27 protein-coding genes are annotated in these 21,561 nt (G+C 66.3%); 13 read left to right on the forward strand and 14 right to left on the reverse strand.

The annotated features are described in order from the left end of the window. Positions 1-51: 51 nt before the first annotated feature. Positions 52-1,278, reverse strand: a complete 1,227-nt coding sequence (locus C492_RS19890) for an ABC transporter substrate-binding protein (protein ID WP_008426943.1) — start codon at positions 1,276-1,278, stop codon at positions 52-54. Positions 1,279-1,501: 223 nt separating this feature from the next. Here C492_RS19890 and C492_RS19895 point away from each other — a divergent pair, with 223 nt between their 5' ends. Together C492_RS19895 and C492_RS19900 are read left to right on the forward strand one after the other, a co-directional pair. Continuing rightward, positions 1,502-3,142 (forward strand): acyl-CoA synthetase, encoded by a 1,641-nt coding sequence (locus C492_RS19895; protein WP_239643464.1) that lies wholly within the window; start codon positions 1,502-1,504, stop codon positions 3,140-3,142. A 125-nt stretch (positions 3,143-3,267) separates the two neighbouring features. Further along, positions 3,268-3,879, forward strand: coding sequence for a GNAT family N-acetyltransferase (locus C492_RS19900; RefSeq protein ID WP_008426945.1), 612 nt, complete (start codon positions 3,268-3,270; stop codon positions 3,877-3,879). Positions 3,880-4,219: 340 nt separating this feature from the next. Here the strand turns inward: C492_RS19900 and C492_RS19905 are convergent, their stop codons facing one another. Beyond that, the gene (locus tag C492_RS19905; RefSeq protein ID WP_008426946.1) at positions 4,220-4,504 is read right to left on the reverse strand and encodes a 2Fe-2S iron-sulfur cluster-binding protein; all 285 of its coding nucleotides are present in this window, start codon (positions 4,502-4,504) and stop codon (positions 4,220-4,222) included. Positions 4,505-4,506: 2 nt separating this feature from the next. After that, entirely contained in the window at positions 4,507-4,998 is a 492-nt protein-coding gene (locus C492_RS19910) for a GNAT family N-acetyltransferase (protein ID WP_008426947.1), read from the reverse strand. A 306-nt stretch (positions 4,999-5,304) separates the two neighbouring features. On the opposite strand from C492_RS19910, the gene C492_RS19915 reads away from it, so the two are divergent. From C492_RS19915 to C492_RS19940, 6 genes are all read left to right on the forward strand, one after another. Next, positions 5,305-6,225: a Phenylacetic acid catabolic protein gene (locus C492_RS19915; RefSeq protein WP_049893211.1), complete on the forward strand. Its 921-nt coding sequence runs from the start codon at positions 5,305-5,307 to the stop codon at positions 6,223-6,225. Position 6,226: 1 nt separating this feature from the next. Next, positions 6,227-6,622: a metal-sulfur cluster assembly factor gene (locus C492_RS19920; protein WP_008426950.1), complete on the forward strand. Its 396-nt coding sequence runs from the start codon at positions 6,227-6,229 to the stop codon at positions 6,620-6,622. After that, positions 6,619-6,831 (forward strand): hypothetical protein, encoded by a 213-nt coding sequence (locus C492_RS19925; protein WP_008426952.1) that lies wholly within the window; start codon positions 6,619-6,621, stop codon positions 6,829-6,831. Before C492_RS19920 ends, C492_RS19925 begins: the two co-directional genes overlap by 4 nt. Further along, entirely contained in the window at positions 6,824-7,588 is a 765-nt protein-coding gene (locus C492_RS19930; RefSeq protein ID WP_008426953.1) for a Phenylacetic acid catabolic protein, read from the forward strand. Before C492_RS19925 ends, C492_RS19930 begins: the two co-directional genes overlap by 8 nt. Then, positions 7,588-7,767, forward strand: a complete 180-nt coding sequence (locus C492_RS19935; protein WP_008426954.1) for a PaaD-like zinc ribbon domain-containing protein — start codon at positions 7,588-7,590, stop codon at positions 7,765-7,767. The genes C492_RS19930 and C492_RS19935 overlap by 1 nt, the downstream gene beginning before the upstream one ends. Positions 7,768-7,883: 116 nt before the next feature. Further along, positions 7,884-8,723 (forward strand): enoyl-CoA hydratase/isomerase family protein, encoded by an 840-nt coding sequence (locus tag C492_RS19940; protein WP_008426955.1) that lies wholly within the window; start codon positions 7,884-7,886, stop codon positions 8,721-8,723. Positions 8,724-8,854: 131 nt separating this feature from the next. Here the strand turns inward: C492_RS19940 and C492_RS19945 are convergent, their stop codons facing one another. The 4 genes from C492_RS19945 to C492_RS19960 are packed head-to-tail and all read right to left on the reverse strand — an operon-like array spanning position 8,855 to position 13,182. Then, complete coding sequence (locus tag C492_RS19945) at positions 8,855-9,811, reverse strand: MBL fold metallo-hydrolase (protein WP_008426956.1); 957 nt, start codon at positions 9,809-9,811, stop codon at positions 8,855-8,857. Then, entirely contained in the window at positions 9,804-11,213 is a 1,410-nt protein-coding gene (locus tag C492_RS19950; RefSeq protein WP_008426957.1) for a UbiD family decarboxylase, read from the reverse strand. The genes C492_RS19945 and C492_RS19950 overlap by 8 nt, the downstream gene beginning before the upstream one ends. Continuing rightward, positions 11,210-12,706 carry a UbiD family decarboxylase gene (locus C492_RS19955; RefSeq protein WP_008426958.1) on the reverse strand — a complete coding sequence of 499 codons (1,497 nt, stop codon included), beginning with the start codon at positions 12,704-12,706 and terminating at the stop codon, positions 11,210-11,212. Before C492_RS19955 ends, C492_RS19950 begins: the two co-directional genes overlap by 4 nt. Further along, positions 12,703-13,182 (reverse strand): hypothetical protein, encoded by a 480-nt coding sequence (locus C492_RS19960; RefSeq protein ID WP_008426959.1) that lies wholly within the window; start codon positions 13,180-13,182, stop codon positions 12,703-12,705. The genes C492_RS19955 and C492_RS19960 overlap by 4 nt, the downstream gene beginning before the upstream one ends. Before the next feature lie 61 nt (positions 13,183-13,243). Between C492_RS19960 and C492_RS19965 the strand changes: the two genes are divergently transcribed. Continuing rightward, a complete protein-coding gene (locus C492_RS19965; RefSeq protein ID WP_239643465.1) occupies positions 13,244-13,831 on the forward strand; it encodes a MaoC/PaaZ C-terminal domain-containing protein in 588 nt (195 codons plus the stop codon). A gap of 56 nt (positions 13,832-13,887) precedes the next feature. Here the strand turns inward: C492_RS19965 and C492_RS19970 are convergent, their stop codons facing one another. The 5 genes from C492_RS19970 to dapA all read right to left on the reverse strand — a co-directional run bounded on the left by C492_RS19970 (position 13,888) and on the right by dapA (position 18,151). Next, the gene (locus tag C492_RS19970) at positions 13,888-14,301 is read right to left on the reverse strand and encodes a universal stress protein (RefSeq protein WP_008426961.1); all 414 of its coding nucleotides are present in this window, start codon (positions 14,299-14,301) and stop codon (positions 13,888-13,890) included. A gap of 70 nt (positions 14,302-14,371) precedes the next feature. Continuing rightward, positions 14,372-15,121, reverse strand: a complete 750-nt coding sequence (locus C492_RS19975) for an enoyl-CoA hydratase/isomerase family protein (protein WP_008426963.1) — start codon at positions 15,119-15,121, stop codon at positions 14,372-14,374. Positions 15,122-15,630: 509 nt separating this feature from the next. Then, positions 15,631-16,467, reverse strand: coding sequence for a 2,3,4,5-tetrahydropyridine-2,6-dicarboxylate N-succinyltransferase (locus C492_RS19980; protein WP_008426965.1), 837 nt, complete (start codon positions 16,465-16,467; stop codon positions 15,631-15,633). Further along, positions 16,464-17,231, reverse strand: a complete 768-nt coding sequence (gene dapB, locus C492_RS19985) for a 4-hydroxy-tetrahydrodipicolinate reductase (RefSeq protein ID WP_008426967.1) — start codon at positions 17,229-17,231, stop codon at positions 16,464-16,466. Before dapB ends, C492_RS19980 begins: the two co-directional genes overlap by 4 nt. Further along, positions 17,228-18,151: a 4-hydroxy-tetrahydrodipicolinate synthase gene (gene dapA / locus C492_RS19990; RefSeq protein WP_008426968.1), complete on the reverse strand. Its 924-nt coding sequence runs from the start codon at positions 18,149-18,151 to the stop codon at positions 17,228-17,230. The genes dapB and dapA overlap by 4 nt, the downstream gene beginning before the upstream one ends. Positions 18,152-18,536: 385 nt before the next feature. Here dapA and C492_RS19995 point away from each other — a divergent pair, with 385 nt between their 5' ends. After that, positions 18,537-19,361 (forward strand): M48 family metallopeptidase, encoded by an 825-nt coding sequence (locus C492_RS19995; RefSeq protein ID WP_049893213.1) that lies wholly within the window; start codon positions 18,537-18,539, stop codon positions 19,359-19,361. A gap of 101 nt (positions 19,362-19,462) precedes the next feature. Next, positions 19,463-19,960: a LabA-like NYN domain-containing protein gene (locus C492_RS20000; protein ID WP_008426970.1), complete on the forward strand. Its 498-nt coding sequence runs from the start codon at positions 19,463-19,465 to the stop codon at positions 19,958-19,960. Here the strand turns inward: C492_RS20000 and C492_RS24790 are convergent. Continuing rightward, positions 19,957-20,130: a hypothetical protein gene (locus C492_RS24790; protein WP_008426971.1), complete on the reverse strand. Its 174-nt coding sequence runs from the start codon at positions 20,128-20,130 to the stop codon at positions 19,957-19,959. The two genes, C492_RS20000 and C492_RS24790, sit on opposite strands and share 4 nt — an antisense overlap. Positions 20,131-20,260: 130 nt before the next feature. Between C492_RS24790 and C492_RS20005 the strand changes: the two genes are divergently transcribed. Continuing rightward, entirely contained in the window at positions 20,261-20,749 is a 489-nt protein-coding gene (locus C492_RS20005) for a PUA domain-containing protein (RefSeq protein WP_008426972.1), read from the forward strand. Positions 20,750-20,782: 33 nt separating this feature from the next. Here the strand turns inward: C492_RS20005 and C492_RS20010 are convergent, their stop codons facing one another. Beyond that, a complete protein-coding gene (locus C492_RS20010; protein WP_008426973.1) occupies positions 20,783-21,055 on the reverse strand; it encodes a hypothetical protein in 273 nt (90 codons plus the stop codon). Positions 21,056-21,173: 118 nt separating this feature from the next. Here C492_RS20010 and C492_RS20015 point away from each other — a divergent pair, with 118 nt between their 5' ends. Further along, positions 21,174-21,560: a nascent polypeptide-associated complex protein gene (locus C492_RS20015; protein WP_049893214.1), complete on the forward strand. Its 387-nt coding sequence runs from the start codon at positions 21,174-21,176 to the stop codon at positions 21,558-21,560. The last annotated feature ends 1 nt before the right edge of the window (position 21,561 follow it).

Here is a 21,561-nt window from a genome sequence, read left to right on the forward strand (position 1 = left end):
GACCTGCGGAGCGTCGATCGGAGCCTCGAGTTGCGGGCGGTCGCGAGCGCATCAGTTACTGCACCCCCAGGCCGGACCCTCGACCTCCTCGAGAGTGTCGATGACCTCGTTCTCGACGGACTCGCCGTCGTCGCTCTCGACGACCTCCCGGACGTACATGTTGTGGATCGGTTCGTGGGTATCGGGGTTGAACCGGAACTGCCCGCGAGGACTGTCGAACTCCATCTCGACGAGGCTGTCGACCATCTCGTCGGGGTCGGTGCCGCCGGTTTCCTCGACGGCATCGACGAACGCCTGTGCGGAGTCGTACCCCTGGCAGGCGTAGACGTTCGGCGATCCGCCGTGTAGCTGTTCGTAGTTCTCGACGAACGTTCGGTTTCGGTCTGAGTCATGCGTTGTCGTGTAGTGAAGCAGCGAGTACATCCCCAGCGCCGAGGCGCCCTGCGCGGGGAGCGTGTCGTTCGCCAGCAGGAATCCGCTTCCGGTCTGGGTCATCTCCTCGTCGAGGCCGAAGCTGCTGAAGGCGTTGACGTAGTTGACCGCGTCGCCGCCGGCGAAAAAGGAGTACACCGCCTCCGCCCCGGAGTCCTGGATGTCCCCGAGGTACGGCGAGAAGTCGTCGGTTCCCAGCGGCGCGCCCACCTCGTCGACGACCTCGCCGCCGAGCTCCTCGAAGGCCTCCTTGAAGAACTCCTTGGAGTTCTGGCCGAACGCGTAGTCGGCGTAGGCCAGACAGACGTTGTCGGCGATCTCCTCGTAGACGAACCGCGCCAGCGGCGCGCTCGTCTGCCAGTCGTTGAACGAGGTCCGAAAGTGGTACTCCGGACACCCCTCCGCCGTGATCCGGTAGTCGCCCGCGTTGGCGTTGAACCAGATCGCGCTCGATTCGGTCTCGATCGGCTGGATCATCGCCATCGCGACGGCGCTCGAGACGGGGCCGACGATGGCGTCGGCTCGCTCCTTGATCAGCAGCTCGCGGGTGACGTCGACGCCCTTGTTCGTGTCCGCTTCGGTGTCGCGCCGCACGAGTTCGACTTCCTCCCCGTTCACCTCCCCGTCCCGCTGGTCGAGGTACAGTTCGAAGCCGTCGACGATGCTCTCGCCGAGCAGCGCGTACGTCCCGGTGAACGGGAGCGCGAACCCGACGGTCAGCCCGTCCTCGCGACTGCCGAGACACCCGCCGAGCGCCGCCGTCCCACCGACGGCGGCACCGCTCGCAAGGAGCTGCCGTCTCGAGACGGAGCCCCCGCTGGTGGTACTACTGTGGGATCTACCCACACCTTTGCCAGACATATGCAATCAGTGTCCTCCATACCTATTTATAATTTACGTTGCGCGTCGAACATGAACGGGCTGGCGGATCTCCGGTCGGGTGCGCGATGTCGACGGCCCCGGAGATTTCGTCCCCGATCAACGACCCGAACAGAAAAATTTCCCTACGTATCACGGGGGAGATGAACCGATAGGTATATAATTTAAAGCTATGATGAACTACTCGTACATGCAGCCGACCGTCCCAGAGGAGTATCTACCGGACGAATCGATCACCCCGGACTACATTCATCCCACGCCGGAAGCTCACTACCCGCAGCGGACCAACGTCGCCGAGGAACTCGTCGACCGCCACGTCCGGGAGGGCCGCGGTGACAACGTCGCGATCTACTTCGAGGATCGAACGATCACCTACGAGCAACTCCAGGAGAAGGTCAACCGGATGGGGAACGCCCTCCGCGACCTCGGGGTCGAAGCCGGCGATCGCGTCGTCGCTCGCTTCCCGAACCGTCCGGAAGCGATCGTAACGTGTCTGGCCGTCCAGAAGATCGGCGGGGTCGCGCTGCCGTCGATGAAGCTGCTGCGGGCCAAGGAACTCGACTACATCATCAACAACGCGGAGGCGACGGCCGTCGTCGTCTACGACGCCCTCCTCGACGAGGTCGAGAACGCGCTCCCCGACCTCGAGACCGTCGAGGACGTTATCGTCGCCGAGCGCAACGGCGTCGATCACGACCACCACAGCTACGACGACCTCCTCGAGGAGGCCGACGACGAGCTCGAGGCTTACGAGACCGAACGCGACGACCTGGCGCTGATGCTGTACACCAGCGGGACGACGGGACGACCGAAGGGTGCGATCCACAGCCACCGGAGCGTGCTCGCGACCGCGGACACGTACGCCCGGTACTGCCTCGACCCCAGCGAAGAGGACGTCTTCGGCGGGAACCCGCCGCTTCCGTTCGCGTACGGCTACGGCGACCTGGTTACGTTCCCGCTCCGGTTCGGCGCGAGCACGAGCCTCGTCGAGGACGCCAGCCCCGGCGACCTGCTCGAGGCCGTCGAGAACCACGGCGTCTCGGTGCTGTGTTCGATCCCGACCGGGTTCAATCAGATCCTCTCGAACTACCCCGAGGGGCCCGAGGAGTACGACGTCTCGTCGCTTCGGGTGGGGCTCAGCGCCGGCGAGCCGCTCACGCCGACGACCTTCGAGAACTTCAAGGAGGAGTACGGCATCAACCTGCTCGACGGCATCGGGACGACCGAAATGCTCCACATCTTCGTCAGCCACCGCCACGACGGCGAGATCGACCCGACCGCCACCGGCTTTCCCGTCCCCGGCTACGAGTGCAAGATCATCGATCCCGACACCGGGGAGGAACTCGAGCGCGGCGAGGCCGGCCTGCTCGCCGTTCGCGGGCCAACGGGCGTCGAGTACTGGAACCGCCCCGACAAGCAGGAGGGATCGACGACCGATGACGGCTGGTCGATCCCCGGCGACATCTTCGTCCAGCGCGAGGACGGCCGTCTCGAGTACAAGTCCCGCAGCGACGACCTCATCATCTCGAGCGGGTACAACATTCCGGGTCCGGAGGTCGAAGCGGTCATCGAGGAACACGAGGCCGTCTCCGAGGTCGCCGTCGTCGGCAGCCCCCACGAGGAACGCGGCGAGGTCGTGAAGGCGTTTACCGTGCTCTCGAACGGCACTGCGCCCGACGACGACCTCGTCGACGAGATCCAGACCCACGTCAAGAACACGCTCGCGCCGTACAAGTACCCCCGCGAGATCGAGTTCACGGAGTCGCTTCCGCGCACGGAAACCGGGAAGATCCGCCGGACCGAACTCCGGGAGCAGGAACACGGTAGCTGATCGACCCCGTTCTGCGATCGATCCGCGACACGTTGCCGATCCGTCGACGCCGTTTCGCTCGTTCTCGGCGGCGTCGAAACATGTTCGGCACAGTAGTTATTCCGCGTCCGATAGACGGTATCAGTATGTCATCGAGCGACAGCCGAGCGGCCGGCGCCTGTACGGGGTGGGACAACTCCGAGTGTCGCGGCACGCCGTACTGTCCGCCGCGGTGTCCGCGGTTCGAGACGAAAACCGGCGTCTCGCTTCTCGTCCGCCCCTCCGAGTCGGACGATCTCGACTCGCTCGTCCGGATGTACGACGGCTTCGATCAGTACAGCCGGAGCCTGGGACTGCCGCCCAACGGGGAGTCGCGGATCGAGAGCTGGCTGGAACGGCTGATGTCGGCGGGGTGGAACCTCGTCGCGTTCGACGGGGGCCGGGCCGTCGGCCACGTCGCGGTCGTCCCCACCGAGTCGGCCGAAGGGAAATGGAAGTTCATCGTTTTCGTCCATCAGGAGTACCAGAACGAAGGCGTCGGCTCCGAGCTGCTCAAACAGCTCGTCGCGTACGCCGACGAGCGCGACGGCGACGAACTCGCCCTGGAGGTGTCGACCGGGAACGAGCGCGCGATTACGGTGTACAAGAACGTCGGCTTCGAGGTGATCGAACGCGGGTTCTCCGAGCTGTCGATGGCGCTCGAGCTTCGACAGCCGCTCACGCGGCGAGTGCGGCGACCGCCCGCGGAACGCGACTGAGCCACGAAACGCAACGCTTGCGTCCTCTCAACGCCAGCCTTTGCGTATACGTATTCCGTAATCGCTCCTCAAATACGGGCCGTGTATACGGCCGTTCTCTCGACTCGTCGGCTCGAGACCGTCGGCCGGCTTCGCCTCGGTGGATTACACCGGTACCTCCGTAAACGAGCGCGCTATCTATTTACAGAAATACTACTGTAATAATACCGGCGTCCGCGCCGAACGAGGAGAGCGTAGTCCCGTATACGGAGGACGTATACAAAATTCGAGAGCGAAAGAGCCCGCCCGCTCTCGAGTCGATAGCGACAGCCGAAAAGAGCGTTCGATGATCGTCCCGGCGTCAGGGACTCTCGTCGGTTCGGATCCGGAGATCGGACCGCGGTTTCGCTACGCAGGTCAGCGCGTACCCCTCTTCTTTCTCGCTGTCGGAGAGGAACATTCCCTCGGTCTGCTCGACCTCCCCGTCCTCGACGATCATTCCGCAACAGACGCCACAGACGCCCATCCGACACTGGTACGGCGGTGTGAGTCCCGCCTCCTCCGCCGCCTCCAGAATCGGCTGGTTCTCCGGAATCTCGAGCGTTCGACCCTCGTCGACGAACTCGACTGTGTAGGTCTCGACCATGCTCACTGATCGATCGACTTTTCGAAGACGTGCTCGACCGGTTCGAACTCGTTGGCTTCGTAGAACCCCTCCGAGTCGTCGTCGCCCTGAATGACGTCGACGCGGTAGAAGTCGATCTCGCGCTCGGACCGATCGAACCACTCGTGGACCGCGTCGAGCAACTGACTGCCGACTCCCTCGCCGCGGTGGTCCTCGGCGACGAAGTGACCGTTGATGTAGCCGTGGTCCTGCAGGCGGAAGATCGGATGGTTGCCCATGATCCGCGCCTCCAGTACGCCGACGAGGTCACCGCTTTGCTCGTGTTCCGCCACGAAGACCGTCCCGTACTTCGAGTCGACGAGCTGGTTCTCGAAGTACTGGAGCCACCGGTCGTTGGCGCTCTCCTTGTGGCGGTACCGGTCGTCGTGCTTCGAGAGGTGGTCGGTAAAGCCGTGCCACAGTTCGAGGAGGTTCTCGCCGTCGTCGCTGGTCGCCTGTCGTACGTCGTACGTCATAGCTTACCATCTGGATCGGATTACTAAAAAAGGCACTGTTGTATTTGTAATATATTTGTCTTATTTACGCGCGCGACGCGATACGATCGTCGGCAGGGTTCGGTCCGTTCGGACGGGTTCCCGAGCCGGCGCTCGAGGCGTATACGGATTCGCCGGATCGAGGACGGCCGAATCGGGACCGCTCGCGACCGGTGAGCGGAGTCCGCGTTCGCGACCGTCGCCGAAACGGCCGATATGATACACGAAGCGTATACAGAAAACAATTATAACCCTGGGCGGACAAGCGATAGATGGACGATTAGAGCCATGCCCTCAGAAAAGCAGTTCAAGCAAGAACTACAGAACGGGCGGATGATCGAATCGACGGAGGAGATGACCGACGGCTACAAGAAAGCCCTCAAGCAGATCCTCCTGGTGTCGGGCGACACCGAGTTGATGAGCGCGCCGGCGTACTACGACCAGTCGCTCAACGCCCCGTCGCTGGACGCCCGCGCGTCGTGTATCAGCGTGATCCAGGACGAGCTCGGCCACGGCCACATCGCCTACCGACTGCTCGAGGACCTGGGTGAGGACCGCGAGGAGCTTATCTACGGGCGCGAGCCCCACGAGTTTCGCAACACCTACGGGTTCGACCAGCGCATCGACAACTTCGCCGAACTGGTCTCCGCACACGGGATGTTCGACCGCGCGGGGATCGTCCTGCTCGGCGACATCCACGAGAACACCTCCTACGCGCCCTGGAAGCGCGCGCTGACGAAGGTCAGCAAGGAAGAGCAGTTCCACCTGCGCCACGGCGAGACGTGGATGCGCCGGCTCGCGAACAACGGCGAGAAGACCAAACGGCAGCTCCAGGAGGCCGTCGACTGGATGTTCCCGATGGGCGTCGAGTGGTTCGGGATGCCCGACGACAAGAAGAAACACGACGATCAGCTCGAGTACCGCATCAAGGGCAAGTCCAACGACGAGCTCCGTCAGGACTGGCTCTCGCGGACGATGCCGCTGATGGACGAGCTCGATCTGGACGTGCCCGCCCACTACGACGAGGACGCCGACGAGTACGTCCTCGAGTACGACTTCCCGGTCGCGTTCGACGCCGAGAACAAGGATTGGCGCTTCGACGAACCGATCTCGTGGTCCGACACGATCGACCGCTGGCGAAATCGCGGCCCGGCCAACGAGAAGTACGTCGACCTGATCCAGTCCGGTACCGTCGAGGTCGAGGTCTAACATGTCAAGCGCACAGCGAAACGGCGACGAACTGACCGACATCTCCCGGACCAGCGAGTTCGTCGAGGGACGGCGTGACGATACGACGCCGTTCGAGCGGGAGCTGTGGGACGTCCTCGACGAGATTCCGGATCCACACATTCCGGTGAGTCTGGTCGAGATGGCGATGATCTACGACGTCGCGGAGAACGACGGGAACGTCACCGTCGAGATGTCGTTTCCCTGTATGGGGTGTCCGGCCTACGACATGATCCACAACGACGTGCGGAGCTGTCTCGCGCTCGTCGACGGCGTCGACGAGGTCGAGGTGGACGTCGTCTGGGATCCCGTCTGGTCGAAGGACATGCTTACGGAATCGGTTCGCGAAAAGATCCGCGAGGCGGGGATCAGCCTATGAAGTACGAAGTATTCGCACGAATCAACCAAGGTGACGAGACCAAACACATCGGCAACGTCACCGCAAAGAGCGACAGACTGGCAAAGATGTACGCGTACAACACGTTCGACGAAGAAGATTGGGACATGCTCGCGGTCGTCCGTGAGGACGACTACCAGCGAGTGAGCAACGATCCGAAGCCGACCGTCGGGGTGAGCACCAGTGAGTGACTGGCCCGAACCCGCGGTCGACTACGTCCAGGCGATCACGGACACCAAGCTCGTCCTTGGACACCGGTACGCGCAGTGGGCGCTCTCGGGACCCTCCCTCGAGGACGACATCGGCGGCGCCAGCGCAGCGCAGGAGGAGATCGGCCACGTTCGACAGCTCGCGAGCAAACTCGAGGCCCAGGGACGGGACCTCGAGTGGACCAAGGGCCAGCGCGACTCCGACGAGTTCGCCAACGCCGCGTGTCTCGATCGGATCGACGGCGACTGGACCGAGTACGTCGCCTCGATCGCGCCTGCCGACCGAGCCGCGTGGTACCTGCTCGACGCGATCGACGAGGACGACCTCGAGGGCCTGATCACGAAGATGGGCGAGGACGAGTACTTCCACCTCGAGTACCACGACGCCCGCCTCGAGACGCTGGCAGAAGAGGATCCCGAGACGGTACAGGCCACGCTCGAGCGGACGCTTCCGCAGGCGCTCGCGCTCATCGGGCCGGCGGCGTACGACGAAAGCGAGGACCCCCTCTACGAGGCCGGCTTCACCGACCGCCCGGTCTCGGAGATCAGAGCGGCGTTCGCCGACCACTACCGCGAGCTGTTCGCCGACACCGACGTCTCCCTCGAGGGCGTCGACTGGGACGCGCCCGCCGTCGACGACTGGGACGAGACCCGACGCCGGACCGGAACGGACGCGATCTCGACCGAAGACGTCGAACAGCTCCGCGGCGAGCGCAACGCCGAGTTCGCCCTGAGCTGATGATGACCGACCACGCCTCGGAGCCGGAGGTTACGTGTCCGTTCTGCGAGTCGGTCGACACGGAACGGGAGTCGGCGTTCGGGAGCGAGATCTCGAAGACCCAGTACTACTGTAACGGCTGCAACACCGTGTTCGAGCGGATCAAGTACGACGGCGACAATCCAGACACCGGAAGATAACAGAGGACAGCAATCAGAGGCTAATCGCCCCAATACTTCCGAGTATATCCAAATATATTCTACAAAACTGGATGAATAGAAACCTTCATGTGGGGGGAGCGTGATTGGGATACTGTATGGAACTCAAAGCGTTCGACGAGTTGGACCTAGAGTACTTCACGACGGAGGTCAACGACCACATCGGGGAACTGCGTCTCGACCGCCCGCCGGCAAACGCACACGACATCGAGGTCCTGCTGGACCTCCAGCGTGCGGTCGAATCGGTGCGCTTCGACGAGGACGTCCGCGCCGTCATCTTCGGAAGCTCGAACGAGAAGTTCTTCTCGACCGGGTTCGACATCCAGGAGCTTCAGGACAAGTCGGGTCGACAGGTCGGCTACGCGAGCCAGACGAGCAAGGAGATCATCATGAAGATGCGGACGACCGACACCATCTTCATCGCCGTCGTCAACGGCCACTGCATGGGCGGCGGCCTCGAGCTCGCGCTCGCCTGTGACTTCCGGTACGTCGGCGACGACGAGAGCTACAACGTCGGCATGCCCGAGATCCACCTGGGCATGATCGCGGGCGAGGCCGGCACGCAGCTGCTTCCGCGCTACATCGACCGCTCCGAGGCGCTTCGGATGATGCTCACGGGCGACACGCTGACCCCCCAGGAGGCGACCGGTCGCGGCATCTTCGACGAGATCCACCCGCCGGAGGACGTCGAGGAGCAGGCCCGCGAGTTCGCCGCGCAGATCGTCGAAAAGCCCAGCGTCGCTGTCGGCAACAACAAGCTGGCCGTCAACGAGGGCCTCGAGATGCCGCTCTCGGACGCGCTGGCCCACGAGCGCGAGCTCCAGAACCGCCTGCTGGGCTCCGACGTCGCCGAGGAGGGCGTCGACGCCTTCCTCAACGACCGCGAGCCGGACTTCCTCGGCGTCGAGCTCGGCGAGAAGGAACCGGGCGACGAGTAAGACTCGCCTCGAGACCGGGACTCCCGTAGCGTGGATCGAGACGGTCCGCTACGCGCGCCTCGAGTGTCTCTCCCATAGTTCATCCGTATTTTCGCGGACGTTTCTCGCCGAGAAGCGACAGCGACGGAAGCCTACGGTGCGAGGGACAGTACGGACGGATACGAGTCGACTACGGGTCGGTACCGAGTCCGACCGCGATCGTCCCTGCTTCGCTCGACGATCCGCAGTTCGGCGAGCCGGGCCAGATGCGCGGCCGCCTCGCCCGCGCCGAACTTCGCGTGGACGCCCTCCATCTCGCCGAACAGCTCGCGGGCGACCGGCCACGGGGTCAGCGACGCCGCGTCGGCCTCGACGATCGTTCGAAACGCCGCCGCGGCCCGGTCCCGGTGGTGGCGTCGCACTTCCGCGATGCTCTCGTCGATCGCCACGCTCGTTCCGTGTCCCGGTTCGCCGCGTTCGTGGTCCGCGACGCGCTCGAGCGACGAGAGGTACGCGCCGAGGGGATCCTCGAGTCTGGTGTCGCTCCCGCCGACGTTCGGGGTGTACGTCGGCAGGAGGAGGTCGCCCAGAAGCACCGTTTCGTCGATCCGCAGCGAGACGTGGCCCTTCGTGTGGCCCGGCGTGTGGACGACCTCGAGCCCGGCGACGGCGTCGCCGTCGTCCAGTCGGTTCACGGGTGCGGCGTCGGGAAGCGGCGACGGCGCGTCGCGCTCGATCACTGTCCGCCGAACCGACTCCGGGACGCCCCACCGCTCCAGGGTTCGCTCGTCCCGGCGGAGACGGCGCGCTCGAGCGTCCGCGTAGTCGCCGATCAAGGGTGCGTCCTCGCGGTGAACGTGGACCGTCGCGTCGGCGCGGTCGGCGATGCGGTGTGCCAGTCCGGCGTGATCGGCGTGCCAGTGCGTGAGGACGACGTGCTCGAGGACCTCGAGCCCGAGCGAGTCCTCGATCCCGCGGCGGAGGTCCCGCCACGCCCGCTCGGACGGCGGTCCGGTGTCGACGAGGACGCCGCGGTTCGGAAGGAGGTACGCGCTGTTGGTCCCCTCCGGCGTGCCGCCGCCGACGGGGATGCGTTCGATCTCAGTCATCGCGTTTCGGACCGATGAGGTCGTCGAGTCCTAAGGCTTCCCATCGCTCCTCGAGGGCGTCCTTGACGCTGTCGGAAAACGACGTCTCGAAGGTAACCTGCGGCGCGATGTACTCCTCGTCCCAGTGGGGGTCCCACGTCGCGTTGATGTACAGCCGGGAGCCGGTTTCGCCGTTGCGCCGGTAGGTGGGCGTGGCCGCGCTCGGAGCGTTGGGCTCGCTGAAGATCCAGTCGTTTCCGGGGTGGGCTTTCACCCACATATCGTCGATCGACCGCGCGAGGTTCGCGGGATCGGCGTTCTCGTCGAGCACGAGCACCTTGTCGAACAGGTCCGAGAACGAAAACAGCGTGTTCGCCAGCTGCCACTCGAATCCCGCGTAGAGGATCTCGCTCGAGACGATACAGAGCCCGAGGCGAGCCTCGACGGGCAGACGGATCCACTCGACGGGCGAGACCCCCCAGTAGCCGTTCACGCGCCGGAAGAGCTGGGCCGCCTCGACGAGGCTCGCGAGGTGGAGGTCGTCGGTCAGGGGGCCCTCGAACGGCGCGAACGCGACGACGGGATCCTCGCGGGTCGCGACGCGATCGACGCTGACGTCGACGGTCGTCGTCTCGCAGGAGAGCTCCCAGGCCGCCGTCCTGTCGCTCGGATCGTCGCCGGTTCCGTCGGCCGTCAGTCGACCGTCGATCAGTACGTTCGCCTCCGACGGGACGACCCGGGAGTCGACGGTCCCCAGCGGGACGTCGGCGATCCCCGTCGCCAGCCCGGGGACGTCGGGCACGGTTCGATCCTGGGTCCACCCCTGGAACGCCGCCACGAGCGGTGCTGCCCCCACGCCGAGGGCGACGCTCGCGTCGGTTCGCTCCCCGCACCAGTCGGCGAACGCGCTCGGTACCGCGAGGCGGAGCCGCGTGCTGCGCCGTTCGATCCCCCGGATCGGCGCCCAGCTGGTGTCGCCGTCCCGGGTCGCGATCGCGATCCCGAGCTCGACCAGTGGGCTGCCGTCGTCGGCCGTCGGCAGTCCGAGCCCGTACAGGTCGGTATCGGCAAGCGCCGTCGCCGCGGGTTCCCCGTCGGCCTCGAGGGCGGCCGTCGACGCTCGCGACCGCGAGAGTCGTTCGATCACCGCCTCGTACGAGCAGTCCGGACCGAACTCGAGCGACTGGGCGATCCGCCGCCAGGGTCGGCGATCGAGGCTGGCGAACTGATCGGGGCCGCCGAAGACGCCGCTGGCGAAGCGCACCTCGCCGGGCGTGTTCTCGAACAGCACCGCGGGACAGTTGTGTCGGGCCGCCTCGGTCGCGATGGACGCGGCCATCCCGTCCCAGTGGACCCGTTCGTCGATCGATACCAGATCGTCGGTTCCCCGCAGCGTCTCGAGGTGGTCGTCGAGGGTAGTCATCGCTCGGACACCCCGGGGTCGACGAACGGCAGCTTCTCCGGGTCGACGCCGGCGGACTCGAGGATCTGCTGGGCCCGGTACTCGAATTCGATATCGCCGCCGTCCCCGTCCCCGGCCCCGTCCTCGTCGCTGGTCGCGTCGATGTAGGCCTTCGCCGTCTTCGCCTTCGAGGTTCCGGTCTGGACGTCGCCCTTCTCGGTCGGGGTCTGGTAGATGTTCAGCGGCACCTTCGGCATCGTCTCGACGCCGAACTGGTGGAAGTCCTCGTCGGGGTCGGCGTGAAGCGCGAGCGCCTCGAGCACCTGGCGCTGGTCGAGCGGGTCGACGTCGGCGTCGACGAAGATGAAGAAGTCGACGTGGAGCATCCCCCAGGTCGTAAAGATGAAGTTCGCGAGCTCGTGGAGGGCGCCGTCGTCGTCGGTCGGCGTCGCGATCGTGTACACCGTTCGCGGCGTCGACTTCCAGGGCGCACAGCGCTCGACGTCGAAGCCGGCGGTGCGAAGGCCGAGCGTCGCGTCGGGGCCGACGCAGCCGACCTCCATGGAGCTCGTCGAGTTCTCGGAGTAGCCGACCCCCGTCCCCTCGACGCAGAACGGAATGATCGGGTCCCGCTGGTGGGTGATCCCCGTGATCCGAAGCAGCGGCATCGACCGCCGTGGGCCGTGGACGTAGCCGAAGTAGTCGCCGAACGGCCCCTCGTCGCGGCGCTCGTTCGGAACGATCTCGCCCTCGACGACGAGTTCGGCCGTCGCCGGCACCCGGAGGTCGTTGGTCTCGCATTCGACGAGCTCGATCGGCTCGCCCTTCAGTCCGCCCGCGTACTCGGCCTCGTCCCGTCCGGTCGGGATCCACATGACGGAGGTGGCCTGGACCGCGGGTTCGGCGCCGACGGCGATCGCGACCGGCATCGGTTCGTCGCGCTGTTCGTACTTGTAGTAGTAGAGGTTCGGCGTCTGCTCGCCCGCGAGCAGGAGGACGCTGGCGGTCTCGCCGTCGTGGATCATCGAGCGGTGGTACGACCAGTCGACCCACTCGGAGTCGGGGTCGGGAGCGACGAGCGTGTGCAGGTTCGAGTAGCGACCGCCGTCGCCCGCGTGGATGTACGGCCAGGGAAACTCCAGGAGGTCGACCTCGTCGCCGGTCGCGACGACGTCCTTGCAGGGGGCGTCGGCGGTCGGGACGGTCGTCGGCTCCCTCGGGTCGTTCAACCGCTCGATCACCGCCTCGTAGTACTCCTCGGCGGAGAGATCCGGCGGGAGCCCGAGGCCGAGCGCGATCCGATCCCAGGGGCGCCGCTGGCGACCTCGATACGGATCGCCGACGAGCCGCGCCCCGTCGACCGACTCGAACAGGGGGATCCCGGCGTCTTCCGTGTTCGCGAGCATCGTGACCGCGCTGGCCTCGAGGTTCCAGGAAACCGGCTCCGAGATCCGGTGGAGGTCGCCTCTGGTCTCGAGGAGCTGGAGGTACTGCCGGAGGCTGTCCGCGGTCATGTGTCGTCGTACAGCTCGTCGGCCAGTTCGCTGCGTTCGGACTGGACCTTGAGATCGATGTACTCGCCGACGAGATCCGGGTACTGCTCCGAGAGGTAGTCGAGCATGATCGTCCGGCTGGCCTCGGAGACCGAGTCGTACTCGCCCGTCTCGGCGAGGTATCGCAGCAGCGTCTTGACCTCCTTCGATCGGGTGTTGATGACCGTCGACTGCTCCTCGACGGCGGCCATCGTCGACTCGAGCAGCTCCCGATCGACGTCGTCGTCCTCGGTCTCGAGGACGTCGATGTACCACTCCTCCTCGGTGTTCTCGTGGGGCCCTTTGACCACCGTCAGCCGATCCGGATCCGACAGGTTCTCCGGCTCGCGGTCGATCTTCGCGCGGACGTCGAAGATTTCCTTCGTGCGCTCGTCGCTGACCTGGAGCTGTATCTCCTCCCCCTCCGGGTCGTCCGGTAAGTTGCTTTCGGATGTCATGTATTTCCCTGTCATACCTACTACCACAGAATAGGGGATCCCACCACAAAAACTCTATTCAATGGACCCTTCGGCACGAGACGGTCCCTCGAGCGACGCGACCGCCGCCGCCGCTGCAGTGCCCGGAACGGAGTTCCTTTCCGGAGCAGTAACGCACATCCGTCCCGGCGCCGTCGGCGAGCGTATGAACGGGACCGACGAGGACGCCGTCTTCCTCGAGGACGTTACGGTCGGCGAGACGATTTCGTGCGGCTCGGTGACGGTCACCGAGGAGGAGATCACCGACTTCGCGGAGCGGTTCGATCCGCTGGCGATCCACACGGATCCGTCCGCGGCCGCCGAGAGCAGGTACGACGGGCTCATCGCGAGCGGGTACCACACGCTCTCGCTGTCGGTTCGGTTGCTCGTCGAGACGGTTCGGAAGGAACGAGCCGTGATCGCGGGGTTGGGAATCGACGACGTTCGCTGGCGCGAACCCGTCCGACCCGGCGACACGCTCTCCGTGACGACGACGATCACGGACGCGCGCGCCTCCGAAAGCGATCCCGGGACCGGGGTCATCGACGAGTCGATCGTAGTGACCAACCAGGACGGCGTCGAGGTGTTGACCCTCGAGAACCACGAACTGCTCGAGCGGCGGTCGCCGTAGCCCGAACGCGACCCAGTCCTCGGCCCCCCTGCGGCCCGAGACGAGGGTCGCGGTCGTCACGCCGCGGAGCGATCGTCGCCGAGCTCTCCGGCGACGAGTACCGGTCGTTCGGCGCTGAGAATCACGTCCTGGGTAACGCTTCCGAACAGGGCCTTTCCGGTCGGCGAGCGCTTCCGGCCGGCGACACAGATCAGCGCCACGTCGTTCTCGGTCGCGTGCTCGAGGATCTCCGCGGCGGGATCGCCGCTTCGCTCGGCGAAGGCCGTCTCGAACCCCGCCTCCCCGAGTCGATCCGCCGCGAGTCGCGCGGTCTTGAGCTGGTTGACCGACGCTCCCGAGGGGTTCTCCGAGAACACGTGCAGGATCGTCACCGTCAGCTCGTCGCTCGAGAACGGGAGTCCGACGAGCGTCTCGATCTGGCGTTCGACGTGCGACTCGTCGTCGTCGACGGCGAGCAGTGCGGTTGGCATACCAGCACATACTCGCCGACCGTGAAATAGCTAGGTGATTCCTCGTCGGCCGGGAACGCGAAGACCGGTGTTACCGTCGCTCCAGAAAGGCCCGAACGCCGTCCTCGTGTTCGGGCGTTCCGTACGCCAGCGACTGGGTCAGCAGCTCGTGATCGAGCGCCTCCTGCCAGTACCGCCCCATGTTCTCGTGGATCGCCCGCTTGGTCAGCCCGAGGGTCGCCGTCGGGCGCTCCCGCAGCGTCTCGAGCAGTTCCGCGACCGCCTCGTCGAGCTCGTCGTCCGGGACGGTCTCGTTGACGAGTCCGAGCTCCGCGGCCTCCTCGGCGGAGACGAACTCGGCGGTCAGCGCCAGTCGCTTGGCGTCCCGGAGCCCGATCAGTTGCGGGAGCAGGAAGGTCCCCCCGGTGTCGGGAACGAGCCCGACCCGGACGAACGCGCAGCTGAACGCGGCCGATTCCGCGGCGTAGGCGAAGTCGCTGACGGCGGTGACCGCCAACCCGGCCCCGACGGCGTCGCCGTTTACCTTCGCGACGATCGGAACGGGCGAGGTGAGCGCGACCTCGACGACCCGCCCCAGGGTCTCGGTCGTTCGGTCGTACGACTCCTTGGGCGTCTCCTCGCGTTCGTCCATCGCCTCGAGGTCGCCGCCGGCGCTGAACGCCTCGCCCTCCCCCGTGAGGACGACCGCGTCGTACTCGTCCTCGTCGACGCCCTCGATGGCCGCCGCCAGCTCGCTGGCCTCGTCGGCCGTAAACGAGTTCAGCTGCTCCGGTCGGTCGAAGGTGACCCTCCGCACGCCGTTCTCGTCGTCGATGCGCATACGCTGGCGACAGCGTCGAGTACAATAACGATTCTCATATTTCGTTCCGACGACCGATCTCGTCGCGGAATACCTCCCGATCCGCGAACCGCCTTTTACTCATCATTTTCCGGAGGAAATTCGAAATAGCTCGGCTCTAGAGAGTATCGAACGCGTGTCTCGGTGCGGCGTCGCCGACGGCGACCCGACGCGGCTGGACGGGCTACAGAGTCGTCCGTGACGCGTAGACGACACCGAATCGAGAGCATCCGCTTCCATCGGGGCGTCCGCTACAGCGTCCGCGATCGACGCCCAGAACGAAAGTACGGATCGACCTCCTCAGGCATCCTGGAACGCGCCTTCGACCGATACTCGGATCTCGTTCACCGAATCGCTCGATCCCCTCCGTTCGAGAAGTATCGGTATTCGTAGAACTATAGCAAGATGGTAGTTCCGGAGGGGGCCGCCGACACCGGGCGCTGTCGAGACGGGGACTCGAAGAACTCCCCGATCGAAACGACTGTCGACGCCTACTCGCGGAGCGCGTCCTCGCGCTCGGTGGCCTCGAGGGTCTCCGTCTCGAGGTCGGTGGCGACGACGGCGGGTTTGTAGGCCCCGCCCTCGAAGAGGTCGTGGTCGCTGACCGAGGATTCGACGAACCGCGTGAAGGCGCGGCGGTCGGCGGGCAGTTCGCCGTAGACGACCTCTTCCTCGACGAGGTCGTAGACGGGAATCCGCGGCGTCAGGAGCGTGTTCTCGCCGACGACGCTGTTCTCGCCGACGACGAACCCCGAGGTCACCCGGCAGCCTGCACCCAGCGAGACGCCGTCCTCGACGACGACGGGCGCCGATTCGACGGGTTCGAGGACGCCCCCGATCAGCGTGTTCGCGCCGAGTTTGACGTTCTCGCCGATCTGGGCGCAGGAGCCGACCGTGTCACAGGAGTCGACGAGGGTGCCGTCGCCGACGTGGGCGCCGACGTTGACGAAGCTCGGGCTCATCATGATGCAGTCGGCGCCGAGGTAGGCGCCACGCCGGATCGTCGTCCCGTCGGGCGTGTTCCGCGTGCCGCGCTCGCCGAGGTCGTCCGTCTCCCGGAGGGGGAGGACGTCGTAGTGGTCGACGCCGCCGTACTCGTAGGCCGCGTTCTCCCGCAGGCCGAAGTTCAGCAGGATCCCCCGCTTGACCCACTCGTTTGCCTCCCACTCGCCGCTTGACTTCTCGGCGGCGCGGACCTCGCCGTCCTCGAGGGCCTCGAGAAAGGCCTCCAGGGTCGCGAACTCGTCCTCGCCGGCCGACTCCGCGTCGACCTCGCCGTTCTGTTTGCGGTCCCACAGCTCGCCGATCTCGCTCTCGAGCGCGCTCATTCGTCGATCACGTCCGCAAAGTCGTAGCTCCCCGCCTTCCGTCCTGCGATCCAGACCGCGGCGTCGACCGCGCCCGCGGCGAACACGCCGCGGTCTTCGGCCCGGTGGGTCAGGCGGACCTCCTCGTCGTTGCCCGCCAGCAGGATCTCGTGCTCGCCGGTGATATCGCCCGCCCGGAGCGCGTGGACGCCGATTTCGCCGTCCTCTCGGGGGGCCTCGCCCTCGCGGCCGTGCGTGCGCCCGGCGAACTCGCCGTTTTCCTCGATCTCCTCGAGCAGGCGGTTCGCGGTGCCGCTGGGGGCGTCGCGCTTCCCGTTGTGGTGGGTCTCGACGAGTTCGACGTCGTACCCCGGGAGGTTCCGGACCGCCTGCCCGACGACGTTGACCAGCGCCTGGACCCCGCGGGCGAAGTTCGGCGCGTGGAGGATCGGAACCTCGGCGCCGGCGTCCTCGAGGGCCGCGAGCCCGTCGTCGTCGAACCCGGTCGTGCCCGTGACGAAGGCGACGCCGGTCTCGGCGCAGGCCCGGGCGTAGTCGACGGCCGACTCGGGTCCGGTGAAGTCGATCACGGCGTCGGGCTCGCGCTCGGAAAGCAGCGCGTCGAACCGCGCCGCGGCCTCGAGTTCGACGCCGTCGACGTCCCCGCCGTCGGGGTCGCGGTTGACCGCGAAGGCGACCTCGCAGTCCTCGCGGTCGGCGACGGCGGCGACGACCTCCCGTCCCATCCGCCCCGTCGCCCCGGTAACGCCGATCCCGACCGTCATGGCCCGGCCTCTGCGTCGGCGACCGCCGTCGGCTCGTCCTCGAACTCGGCGAGGACGTCCTCGAGCAGTTCCCGGTTCTCGGCCGAGAGGCGAGTCATCGGCGAGCGCATCCGCGCGGGGCCGTAGCCGCGGATCTCCATCGCCTCCTTGACCGGGATCGGGTTGGTCTCGACGAATAGCGCCCGGAACAGCGGGCCGAGCTCGTGGTGGAGCTCTCGAGCGCGCTCGTAGTCGCCCTCGAGGGCGGCCCCGACCATCGCACACGTTCGCTCGGGTTCGACGTTCGCCGAGACGCTGATCGTTCCGGTGCCGCCGACCGACAGGACGGGGAGGGTGAGCGCGTCGTCGCCCGAGAGGACCGCGAAGTCCTCGTCGCGCGTGCGTTCGACGACCTCGCCGATCTGGCCCAGGTCGCCGCTGGCGGCCTTGTAGCCCGCGATGTTCTCGTGGCTCGCCAGTTCGACGGCCGTGTCGGGTTCGATGTTCTGGCCCGTCCGCGATGGGACGTTGTAGACGATCTGGGGGAGGTCGACGGCGTCGGCGATCGTCTCGTAGTGCTCGACGAAGCCCTGCTGTTCGGGCTTGTTGTAGTACGGCGAGATCAGAAGCAAGCCGTCGGCGCCGGCGTCGGCCGAGCGCTCGGAGAGTTCCAGGGCCTCGCGGGTGTTGTTCGAGCCCGAGCCCGCGATGACGGGCACGTCGTCGACGGCGTCGATCACCGCCTCGACGACCTCGACGTGTTCGTCGTGGGTCAGCGTCGCCGATTCGCCCGTCGAGCCGACGGGAACGAGCCCGTCGACGCCCGCCTCCTCGAGTCGCTGGGCGTCAGTCTGCAGCGTTTCGAAGTCGATTCCTTCGTCTTCGTCGAACGGCGTACACATCGCCGGGAAGACGCCGCTGAAGTCGATGTCGGATGTCATGTATCTGGGTTGTGGTGGCTGTGAGTTCGTCGACCGATCCATCGAACCGCACCGAATCGCGCCCGAAACGAGGTCGCTACGCTCGCCACGAGCACACCGTTCAGACGCGTTTTTTCGAGAAGGAAGTCGCGCTCGCTCCGCTCACGGAGACCGGGTCGGCGACGCGAGCGGTGCGTGGCATACGCGAAACAGCGACGGGGACGGACTTATGGATTTCGCTCCCTCTCGTATTTGCGAACGCGCGGGGCTCTCGTCGGTGCGGGCGTCTCGAGTCGCCCCCGTAGGCCGCGGCGGCTCGCGGCCCGCGACCCCGGGTGCGATTTCCTTGCGCCGTCTGTCGAATCCTCCCGCGAAATTTATACACCGCGACTCCCTAGGTCGGGTTATGACAGACTTCGGACTGAAAGTGCGAATGCTCGTCGTCGGCTCGCTGCTGGCGGCGCTGTACCTGTTCGTCGGGGCCGTCGGCCTGGCGTTTCTGGGAACGGGCGCCTGGCCGATCGTCCTGCTGTTGCTGGTGACGTTTCCGTTCGTCCAGTACAAGATCGGCACCTGGAGTGCGACCCGCGGCGCCGAGGAGATGCCCGAGGAGGGGCAGTACGCCGATATTCACCGCATGACGGAGTCGCTCTCCCGCGATATGGGGATCAAAAAGCCCAAACTGATGGTCCAGGGAATGGGCGTTCCCAACGCCTTCGCGACCGGTCGGAAGGGCAACGGCGTCGTCGTCGTCAGCGAGGAGCTCATCCGGCTGCTCGACCGCGACGAACTCGAGGGCGTCGTCGCCCACGAGCTGGCCCACATCAAGAACCGCGACGTCCTGATGATGACGCTTGGCAGCTCCGTCGGAATGATGGTCGGCTACGCCGTCTACTTCGTCTACGTGTTCGCCGGCGAGGACAACCCGGGGGGCTTCATCGTCGGCTGGATCCTTTCGATGGTCGCCCAGATGCTCGTCACGGTCCTCGTGATGGCCATCTCGCGGTACCGCGAGTACGTCGCCGACGACGACGCCCGCCAGTACATCGGCAGCGGCGACCCGCTGGCGCGGGCCCTCGAGAAGATCAAGAAGGGCGCCCAGAACCGCGAGTCGACCATCGACGAGGGCCAGGCCGCGCTCTGTATCTTCAACTCCGAGCGCGGGCTGCTCGAGACGGTGTTCGCGACCCACCCGCCGACCGAGAAGCGCATCGCGAAGCTGCGCAGCTGATCTCGCGCCGGCACGTTTTTTCCGCGACACGTCGGCCACGGATCGCCGGAGGGCCGCCCGTTGTGAGAAGGGTTTTCACGATCGCCCGTCACGGGTAGGACATGACCGAGATTCACGCGGGTCAGCGCGTCGCGGTTCTCGTCGACGCGCAGAACCTCTATCACACCGCACAGAGCCTCCACAGCCGGAACATCGACTACTCCGCGCTGCTCGAGAAGGCGGTCCAGGACCGCCAGCTCACCCGCGCCATCGCCTACGTCATCCGCGCGGACTCGCCCGAGGAGGAGAGCTTCTTCGACGCGCTGATCGACATCGGCTTCGAGACGAAGATCAAGGACATCAAGACGTTCGCCGACGGGTCGAAAAAGGCCGACTGGGACGTCGGGATGAGCCTGGACGCGGTGACGCTGGCGAACCACATCGACACGCTCGTGCTCTGTACGGGCGACGGCGACTTCTCGCGGCTCTGCTCGCACCTGCGCCACGAGGGAGTCCGCGTCGAGGTGATGGCCTTCGAGTCTTCGACCGCCGAGGAGCTCATCGCGGAGGCCGACTCGTTTCTCGACCTCGAGTCGCGCCACGAGACGTTCCTGCTCTAGACGCGTTGCTCGCGGACGATATCGGCAAACAGCGCGCACGTTCCGACCACCAGCGCCGACCCCGTCAGCGCGTACCCCAGGAGGTCGGACTCGAGGACGGCAGGGCCGACGAAGGTCAGGCTGCTCACGGCGAGCAACGCCAGTCCGAGGCCGACCTGAGTGAGATCCATTTGACCGTCCAGTCGCCAGCAAGCTATATAACGCTCCTGATGACAGTCGCGGGACACTGGTTGTCAGCGATTCGCAACGCCGTCGCCGGCAGGTCGAAGGGCTTTCGACCGCCCGCGGCGAACCCGGGCTATGAGCGATCCAGCCGACGGAAACGCGGGCCTGCCGGCGCTGCGGACGATCGCCGACTACCAGTTCGGCGCCGGCGCGGGCGCGAGCCTCTTCCCGCCGACGGAGTCGCTGACGGTCAAACGCACCACCTCGGGTCGACCCCAGCAGGTCCACTGCGCGAACGGCCGCCTCGTCTCGTTCGGGATCGACGGCCGGTTCACCCTGGGAATCGAGGGGGGGCGACGGCTCGACGCCGCGCTCGCCCACCCCGCCTACCGCGTCGTCGTCGACGACGAGAGCGAGCCGTTCGTCCGCGAGGAGAAGAACGTCTTCGCGAAGTTCGTCCTCGAGGCTGGCTCCGAGATCCGCCCGGGTGACGAGGTGGTCGTCGTCCACGAGCGCGGCGAGGTGCTCGCGGTCGGGACGGCCCGGATCGACGGTCCGGCGATGGGCGACTTCGAGACGGGGATGGCGGTGAGCGTCCGCGAGGGCGTTCCCGCGGAGCGCTGACCCTCGGCGACCGTCCGGACTCGAGCGCGGCGGTCAGATCGAGTCGTCGGGATCGCGCTCGTCGGCCACTCGAGCGGCCTCGTCGGCGTACCGGTCCCGGAGTTCGGGGTCGTCGACGGCCTCGAGGTTGTCCGGCGAGACGTCCCTGGCCGCGGTGACGTTCCCCACGTCGACGGCCTGGGCGGCGAGTTCCTTGCGGAAGAGTCGCTGTCCGTCGGGAGTGGCGTACTTGAGGATGATGAGGTCGCGGTTGTTGTATCCGCGCTCGACGAGCCACACGCGAACGTCGTCTCGCTCGGCTGGCATGGGAAGGCAAGGAGCGACGGACGGATACCCGTTGGCCCTGCGGGAGCGACCGCTTCGGATCCCGTCGGGCGCTCTCCGAACGACAAAGTAAAAGGTTGCGGGTGGCGACGTACCGGGTATGTTCGGAGGAGGCGGCGGCATGAACCCGCGCAAGATGGAACAGATGATGGAACAGATGGGGATCGACGTCGAGGACGTCGACGCCGAGGAGGTCGTCATCCGGACCGCGGAGTACGACCTCGTCTTCGACGACGCCGAGGTCACGAAGATGGACGCCCGCGGCCAGGAGACCTACCAGATCGTCGGCTCGCCTGAAGAGGTCGAGTCGGGTGCGGCGGGCGCCGTCGGCGCCGGCGACACCGACGAGGCCGACGCCGGGAGCGCGATCCCCGACGACGACGTCGAGATCGTCGCCACCCGAACGGGCGTCAGCGAGAGCGAGGCCCGCGAAGCCCTCGAGGACCACGACGGCGACCTCGCCGCCGCGGTCGAGGCCCTCGAGTAAC

The sequence above is a fragment of the Natronococcus jeotgali DSM 18795 genome (assembly GCF_000337695.1).
GTDB lineage: Archaea > Halobacteriota > Halobacteria > Halobacteriales > Natrialbaceae > Natronococcus > Natronococcus jeotgali.